Annotated in this window: 8 protein-coding genes; 6 read left to right on the forward strand and 2 right to left on the reverse strand. The window is 42.1% G+C overall.

The features are described from left to right. Nucleotides 1-364: 364 nt before the first annotated feature. Nucleotides 365-1,639 carry a DUF4440 domain-containing protein gene (locus tag EO766_RS17385; protein ID WP_287101670.1) on the reverse strand — a complete coding sequence of 425 codons (1,275 nt, stop codon included), beginning with the start codon at nt 1,637-1,639 and terminating at the stop codon, nt 365-367. Between the two features lies 1 nt (nt 1,640). After that, nucleotides 1,641-2,804: an aldo/keto reductase gene (locus EO766_RS17390; protein WP_074419107.1), complete on the reverse strand. Its 1,164-nt coding sequence runs from the start codon at nt 2,802-2,804 to the stop codon at nt 1,641-1,643. Nucleotides 2,805-3,003: 199 nt separating this feature from the next. On the opposite strand from EO766_RS17390, the gene EO766_RS17395 reads away from it, so the two are divergent. The 6 genes from EO766_RS17395 (at nt 3,004) to EO766_RS17420 (ending at nt 7,356) form a co-directional block, all read left to right on the forward strand. After that, nucleotides 3,004-3,903 carry a helix-turn-helix domain-containing protein gene (locus EO766_RS17395; RefSeq protein WP_074419108.1) on the forward strand — a complete coding sequence of 300 codons (900 nt, stop codon included), beginning with the start codon at nt 3,004-3,006 and terminating at the stop codon, nt 3,901-3,903. Between the two features lie 497 nt (nt 3,904-4,400). Continuing rightward, the gene (locus EO766_RS17400; RefSeq protein ID WP_143439101.1) at nt 4,401-4,727 is read left to right on the forward strand and encodes a hypothetical protein; all 327 of its coding nucleotides are present in this window, start codon (nt 4,401-4,403) and stop codon (nt 4,725-4,727) included. Nucleotide 4,728: 1 nt separating this feature from the next. Further along, nucleotides 4,729-5,757 (forward strand): S8 family serine peptidase, encoded by a 1,029-nt coding sequence (locus EO766_RS17405; RefSeq protein ID WP_081298635.1) that lies wholly within the window; start codon nt 4,729-4,731, stop codon nt 5,755-5,757. Nucleotides 5,758-5,927: 170 nt separating this feature from the next. Beyond that, nucleotides 5,928-6,278, forward strand: a complete 351-nt coding sequence (locus EO766_RS17410) for a type II toxin-antitoxin system RelE/ParE family toxin (RefSeq protein ID WP_074419111.1) — start codon at nt 5,928-5,930, stop codon at nt 6,276-6,278. Continuing rightward, nucleotides 6,259-6,564 (forward strand): helix-turn-helix domain-containing protein, encoded by a 306-nt coding sequence (locus EO766_RS17415; RefSeq protein ID WP_074419112.1) that lies wholly within the window; start codon nt 6,259-6,261, stop codon nt 6,562-6,564. Before EO766_RS17410 ends, EO766_RS17415 begins: the two co-directional genes overlap by 20 nt. Nucleotides 6,565-6,861: 297 nt before the next feature. After that, nucleotides 6,862-7,356, forward strand: coding sequence for a hypothetical protein (locus tag EO766_RS17420; protein WP_141676729.1), 495 nt, complete (start codon nt 6,862-6,864; stop codon nt 7,354-7,356). The last annotated feature ends 435 nt before the right edge of the window (nt 7,357-7,791 follow it).

The raw sequence follows: 7,791 nt of genomic DNA on the forward strand, positions 1-7,791 counted from the left end.
ACCGGTTTCAACTCGACGTTCAATTTCCAGCTTTAGTTCATAACTTCAACAACATATTTTCAAATGAGCATCTGTACCGGGCTGGACAATCAATGAATTCCCTGCCTTCGCAAATACTCGAACGTTGTACGTCACCCTACTACACACAGCGCAACTGTTGACACATTCTGAAACCTTGCCGACGCTGCCCCACGCTATTTTTAGCACATTGCAAGGCGCACAAATCAACAGCACAAAAGCCAACCTTGCAAAGAGCTAAAAATGCCAACGAACAATCTGCCCACCGAGGACGCAATCATCATTTATGAGTCTTCCTATTTTTTTGTTACCGGTTACGACTTAAAAAATTCGAGACGAAGGTTGATTATTGATTGTATTGCACTTTGTAGGCAATTACCTGATTTGTTCTAAATGAAGGAACATACAGCGTTTTTGTTTTGCTGTTAAAGCTAATATCGTTGGACATAATTCCATTTGCACGGGTATCTAACAAAATCTGTTTTGTTCCATCTGCTTTAACATGGTAAAGGATGCCTCGATAGTTACTGATGATAAACTCATTTTCGGCAAGTATCACAATACCGTCAAGGCCACTTTCAAAACCGTCCGCAATGGTGGTGACCGATTTACTGGCATTCACTTTTAAAAAGCTGGTCGAAGTGACAACATACAAGTCGGTGCCAACCGTCAACAAACCGTTTGCACCGGGCAGGCTTTCGAGGTAAACGGCGGGCTTGTTGCCTTCAATCCGGTACACCTTACCGGCACGAGTATCGGTCACGTAGATTGTTCCTTTTGTATCTATTGCCAAGTCGTTCAACATGACAGCGCCTTCTACCGGAATGCGTTTTACCACCTTTGCGGTTTTAACGTCAACGACAGCCACCGCTGCTGTTTCTGCTGTATAAAGCAACCCGTTGTACAAAGCCGAGCCTTTATTGGATGAGAGCCCGGTTACCCAATCCTTCTGTATAATTCTTCCGGCGGTATCCATCCGGACGATGGCACCCGCATTCATGCTGGAGGCATACAGCGTGTTTGATGCCGAATCATAAAGAACGGACTCCGGCCCTTTCAGGGTAAGCGAATCGGACTCCCAAACCTTTTCCAAAGCAATCTTTTTCGTTAACCGGAGGGGCCTTGCAAGCCTTGAAAAGGTAAGTGACCCCATTTTCCAGCCGTCTTTTTCTTTCAGGTACACCTCTGTAACCATGAACGGATTGGCCACTTCATTTCCCCCCACCACAGCCACCAGGTCAATGTCGTTTAGCAAAATTGCCGTGTTGCCAATCAGGTTCACAGTCATCGAATAAACCTGCGCTTTCTTGTACCAAATGCTGCCACTTTTGATGACCGCCAGTTCCTGGTCTTTTCCCCAACTTCCACTCATGTGTACGAACATGGATTTTTCATGAAACAAGGTTGACAGGGGTTCCATCTTTTTATCGGCCATCCAGGCCCATTTGGCGTTTGACAGGTTGATGAGTTCCTGTTCTGCCTTAGTGTATTTCTTCTTTGAAGTGCTGTCCTGTGCTGATTGTGCAAAGGCGGATGGTACACTGGCCAGTAAAAGAAACAGCCCAACGAGAGATGATTTCATGTGTATCGATTCTTTTCGTTTAAAAATCGTTCTTTCCAAATTATTTTTTTAGGGGTGCTTCCACGCCGGAGAAAGCCAATACCGCATCCGGCAGGCGCTGCCCTTTGATTTCAATGGCTCTAACTGCTGCGTTTAACGCTGTCAGTTCATCGGCCGTAAATTTTATGGCGTGGGCACCGCTGTTCTGTTTCATGTGCGCCATACTGGTTGTTCCGGGTATGGGAACAATCCACGGCTTTTGTGCCATTAACCAGGCAAGGGCAATCTGTGCCGGAGCAGCCCCTTTGCGCTCCGCCCAAGTCTTTATCAAATCCACCAGCTTTAAATTTTGGGGCAAATTTTCCGGTGCGTATCTCGAGGTGCTTGCCCGTATGTCGCCGGGAGCAAATCTTGTGTTAGCATCTATCCATCCGGTCAGCAATTGGCAAGCGAGCGGCCACCAGGGAACAAAGCCAATGCCTAACTCTTCGCATAGCGGCATCACCTCCTTCTCCGGCCCCCGCCAAATCATCGAGTATTCGTTTTGTATGGCTGTCAGCGGCAGAGTGGCATGAGCCCGCCGAATTGTTTGCAGCCCCGGCTCGGATAATCCCCAATGCAACACCTTGCCTGCATCTATCAGGTCTTTTACGGCACCGGCAACGTCCTCAATCGGAACGTCAGGGTCAACCCGGTGCTGATACAGCAAATCAATACGGTCGGTACGGAGCCGTTTGAGTGAACCCTCAACGGCAAGCTTGATGTGCGCAGGCTTGCTATTGAGCCCGGGAAGCCGCCTTCCGGTTTCGAGGTCAATGTTCCAGCCAAATTTGGAAGTAATTACCACTTTGTCCCGAAAGGATTGAATGGCCTCACCCAGTATCCGTTCGTTTTCGTGCGGGCCGTAGGCTTCGGCACAATCAAAAAACGTGATGCCTTGGTCGTAAGCAGCCCGTAGAATTTCTATCATTTCCTGACGGTAGGGCACAAGCGTATTGTATTGGCGATGCATGTTCTGCACGCCCATTCCAATGCTGGAAACTTCGAGCTTCCCAAGCTTGCGTTTGTCCGAAAGCTTCGCCGGTTGATTGCCAGACATACCAGTTTGGCTGGTTGCTGGCACAGAACAAGCGGTGGGCAGCAAGGCCCCACCTGCAAGCACTAAGCCGGTTTTGAAAAGGTCACGGCGGTTGAAACCGGTTGCTTTTTGATTTGTATTATCCATGTAGGTTTCCTTAATGAGATTTATGATACCTGGTAAAGTTCAATCAATAGCCTAATTGCTATTGCGCAAAGGTTACCTTAATTATCCTGACCACTTGTATACAGATTACGGTTTTACATACCATTATTGCTGATTGGGGAATGCGCATCAATGAAAGGCTCAGGAAAACAGTAGTTTTAAACTTTGAAAATGGAATTTTATGGAAAACATAAGACGGTTCGAGACAATTAATGATTATAACATCTTCAACCAAAAAGAAACGTTGCATCCGCTGGTAAGCGTTATCGATATGTCGAAGGCGGCGCCAAGGCAAGCCTCCAATATGTACTTTGGCTTTTACACTGTTTTCTTAAAAGATGTGAAATGTGGTGACCTGCGATACGGCAGAGCAATGTATGATTACCAAGAAGGGACGCTGGTCTTTATTGCGCCGGGTCAGGTTGTTACTGTTGACAGCAATGGCGAAACCTACCAACCCAAAGGGCATGCATTGGTTTTTCATCCTGACTTAATATACGGCACTTCTCTTGGCCGGCATATACAGGATTATACGTTCTTTTCCTATCAATCAAATGAAGCACTGCACTTGTCAGAGCGGGAAAGAAAAATTGTGTTGGATTGTTTTTCCAAGATAGAATACGAACTGGAGCATTCCGTTGACAAGCACAGCAAACGGTTGATTGTTTCCAATATCGAAATGTTGTTAAATTATTGCATCCGGTTTTACGACCGCCAGTTCATTACTCGTGATAATGTGCACAAAGGAATATTGGAAAGATTTGAGCAGTTGTTGACCGTGTATTATCAGTCCGATAAGCCACAAACGATTGGTTTGCCTTCCGTTGCCTATTTTGCAAGGGAACTGAATTTATCAGCAAGTTATTTTGGCGACCTGATAAAAAGGGAAACGGGCAAAACAGCCCAAGAGTATATACAAACAAAGGTGATTGACGTAGCGAAAGAAAAGGTGTTTGACAAAAGCAAATCACTTAGCGAAATAGCGTATGAGCTTGGGTTTAGGTATCCGCAGCACTTTACCCGGCTGTTTAAGCAAAAGGTTGGTCAATCACCGAATGAATATCGGGGTTCATCAAATTAGCCGACGCACCAAGTCAGGCTCTTTTGCAAGGCGCACAAAGCCGACACACATAAGCTAACCTTGCAAAAGAGCCTGCCTTGTTCCGACGCTTCCGGGACACACCCTGCCACGGTAGACACAGACTAAAAATTTGAAGTGACAAGACAAAGGGCGAACATACAACAAAAGGTTTGCCGCAAGTCTGGCGGACGTAATAACAATCGGCTGTTGTACTACTATCATCTAATATCGGGCTTGACCGAATTCTATTTGGCTTTTAGTTGTTAACTTCAACTTTAGTATTTCAATCGGCTTCAGTTGCCAGGCGGACAGCTATAAAATACCAGCCCTGCGGCAAGCCTCGAACGTTGTAAGCAACCCTATTGCAACACTCTAATAATCTGGAGCGACAAAAGGGAACAAATTCAACGGACATGAAAACGCAAAATCATCAACTGCTACGAGAACATAGTCCACCACAAACAATAAAATATTATTCGAAAATCAAATCAAACGTTATGAAACTTATTTATTTTTTTATTGTTGCGATTTTGCTGTCTTTTTCATGCCGCAAAAATTCACCTGAATTTTTTAGTGGTAATGTAGACCGAGGAATCAACGGATGTTCAGGAAGTACAGGATTTGTTTATATTATAAAGTATTCAGATCAAAATAACAGAGAAGACAGCTTATCTACACTGACTCTGCCCACTCAATTTAAATTGTCAGGAACAAAAATTAAGTTTCAAATGAGAGATTTAAACAACACAGATGAAATAATGTTTTGTAACGCTATGATTACGCCACCGAAACAAAAAGTTATTTATAACGTAAAATCACAGTAACATGAGACAAAAATTATTTGCTCTTGTCGTAATATCATTTCTGCTTTGCATTCATAGTAATGCGCAAAAATATTTTTATTCAAGGAACACAAAAGTCTTTCTTTCAGAAGACACGACTACAATAATAATAAAAGGAACACAAAAAGCATCTTATAATCGAATAGCAACTCTTCTCCATGATAAACTTATACTCTTTGATACGACAGCATTAAAAGATTTGGCACTAATAAAATTCAATACACCTTTGGTAAAATATCAGAATTTAAACTTACTTAAATCAGATACGGGCATTCTTTATATTTCAAACCTTTTGAAAGGGGGGAATGTTCCATACATCACAACAGGTGAAATTTTGTTATTACCAAAAGAAGGCGCAAATGTATCTGCATTACTGAGCAGCCTGAATTTAGCAACTAAAATTCAATCATCTGGTAAAGCCTTTGATATAACAGTATTGAAAATTGTAGAAGGAGAAGATGTTTTTGCAATTGCAAACAAAATTTATGAAAGTGGGCAGGTAAAGTGGTGTCATCCAAACTTTTTTGTACCTATAGAACATTCTACAAATGACCCTTTGTATGCACAACAATTTTATTTAAAAAACACAGGACAAGGTGGAGGTACTGCGGGCATTGATATTAACGTGGAACCAGCATGGAATATAACCAAAGGCAGTTCCTCAATTAAGGTTGCCGTCATTGATGACGGTGTTGAAGACATATCAGGAAGGGTGTTGAATGGTCATACTCCAAGAGACCCAACTGGAAATGGACATCCAACAAATGCAGCAGGTATTGGACATGGCGAGGCATGTGCAGGTATTATTGCAGCAACTCAAGACAATAGTATTGGCATTGCGGGCATAGCACCTAATTGTATGATTGTTCCTGTAAACATTTTTTATGGCGGTGAAACTACATTAGATATTGCAAACGCTATTAATTGGGCTTGGAACCAAGGTCAGGCTGATGTATTAAGTTCAACTTTCGGCAGCAGTTTCGGCTGGACGTTCACTAATCGGCTTTTGTAATAACCATTGCAACATATCTTTATTCATCTGCAGTTCCCGGCTGACGAATATAAAATCCCGGCACAGCAGCAAGCCGTTTTCCGTAAGCTGCGATATTCGGTGGACATCCCCTAACAGTTTCTGGAAAATTTTAAGTTTCACTTTCGGACAACTTTTTGTATCTTCGCTTTGTGGACAAAAAACAAAAGAAACGAACCATTATTTTTTACAAGAAATACTTTGAGGACTTCTTTGTAAAGCAGCGTGACAAGGTAAAGGAGAAAATCGTTTGGACGTTTGACCTGATTGAAGAAATAGATAAAGTACCTGAAACTTATCTTAAACACATAGAGGGTACCGATGGGCTTTACGAAATTCGTGTTCAGTCAGGCAACGACATTTTTCGCATCTTTTGCTTTTTTGACCAGGGACAACTTGTGGTGCTTGCTAACGGTTTTCAAAAGAAAACACAAAAGACACCGAAACAAGAAATTGATAAAGCACTTAAAATTAAAAAAGAGTATGAAAGCGAAAAAAAGTAACATCATCACACTTGACCAGTTCAAGGACAAACATTATGGCAAACGTGGGACAGCAAAACGTGAACAATTGGAAGCTGGTTATGAAAACTTTAAAATCGGCGTTTTGCTACATGAAGCAAGACTTGAAAAAGGTTTGACACAGGAAGAACTTGCTGAAAAGGTCGGGACAACAAAATCATACATTTCAAAAATTGAAAACGACGTGAAGGAAGTTCGCATCTCAACGTTGCAAAAAATTGTAGAAGTTGGGTTAGGTGGACAAGTACAATTATCCATCAAACTCTGAAGAATAAAACCGCAGCTAACAGTGCATTTGCAATAGCATGGCTGGACATTGGAGCAATCGGCGGCAAATCATTTTTTAGCTTTAGTTTCGGCAGACATTACGCTGTTGAGCATTAGTTCATACCTTCAACTTCAGTTTTACAATTAAGCATTTGTTCCCGGCTGACAGTTCGCTATTGCCATGCCATCGCAAATGCCTTAACGTTGTAGGCAAGCGGTCAGACCGTTCACAGTTGACGTTGCCTACCTGTTTTTTAAATTTCCTTCATTGTTGGGTGACAAGACAAACTAAATGCTTATGGATAATTATCCACAATATGCCAGATATGTTTATGATGCGGCACATAGACGTGGACTTCTGATTGATAGAACAGTAATCTTAGAGCGTCAAATGGATGAATATATTTCTCATCGCTTTTGCAGTGACGAAGATGCTCGCATTGACCTTTTATCATTGATTATTTCTTCAAGAAGAATGACAGCAAAAGACAAAGTGGAGGTTTTGTTGGCTTTGTTAAAGAAACACGACGCCGAGTTTTACAAAACACATACTGGTATCAAAACAACCTTTGAGACTATTCTTGCTACACGCAATATGTATGCTCACCAAATGCTCGACACCAGAACTGAAACGGTAAATGCGTATGACGGGAACATTATCACTTTTCTTAACTTATCAAACCCAAACGACTTTGTTACTCATTCGAAAAAAGAGCTTGAAGAAGTTATGGAGAAAATAACTAAGCTAACCAATCTTCTAAATATGCTAAATCAAAGCAGGAAACAACAATAGTCTTCCCCTCTGGACTTGCCAGACATAGTAAATCTATGATACAAGGGGAAGAGACTCGAAGTTTACAAGACGTTTTAACCAAATATCGAACTTGCGTCTAATATTGGATATTTATAGACCAAATTTATGAAATATTCTTATTACATAGACAATGGCTATGAGCCTATCTTCCGACAAATCAAAGAGCTTTTCGGTTCGGTCTGACCAAACGCCATGCCTACAACAGGGTCTTGTTGCTATTGGCATTTGATTATTGAATTGAGTTGCTTAAATTTATGCCAACAGCAACAAGACCCGGAACGTTGGCGGTCATTCCCCATTTTCCGAAACAAAAATAATTTCTGGTGCTAACGGGAATTCACGGTTTGGATTTTCCTCAATAATTTTAAAGCGACTCTTTGCAAGACCCTTTTAAGCATTGGTGCATCAAAGCCC

This window comes from Hydrotalea sp. AMD (assembly GCF_004100315.1).
Lineage (GTDB): Bacteria > Bacteroidota > Bacteroidia > Chitinophagales > Chitinophagaceae > Hydrotalea > Hydrotalea flava.

Coding starts and splice junctions, on each gene's coding strand:
- EO766_RS17390 (WP_074419107.1), bottom strand. CDS start 2,804: ATGGATAATACAAATCAAAAAGCAACCGGTTTCAACCGCCGTGACCTT.
- EO766_RS17400 (WP_143439101.1), top strand. CDS start 4,401: ATGAAACTTATTTATTTTTTTATTGTTGCGATTTTGCTGTCTTTTTCA.
- EO766_RS17395 (WP_074419108.1), top strand. CDS start 3,004: ATGGAAAACATAAGACGGTTCGAGACAATTAATGATTATAACATCTTC.
- EO766_RS17405 (WP_081298635.1), top strand. CDS start 4,729: ATGAGACAAAAATTATTTGCTCTTGTCGTAATATCATTTCTGCTTTGC.
- EO766_RS17415 (WP_074419112.1), top strand. CDS start 6,259: ATGAAAGCGAAAAAAAGTAACATCATCACACTTGACCAGTTCAAGGAC.
- EO766_RS17420 (WP_141676729.1), top strand. CDS start 6,862: ATGGATAATTATCCACAATATGCCAGATATGTTTATGATGCGGCACAT.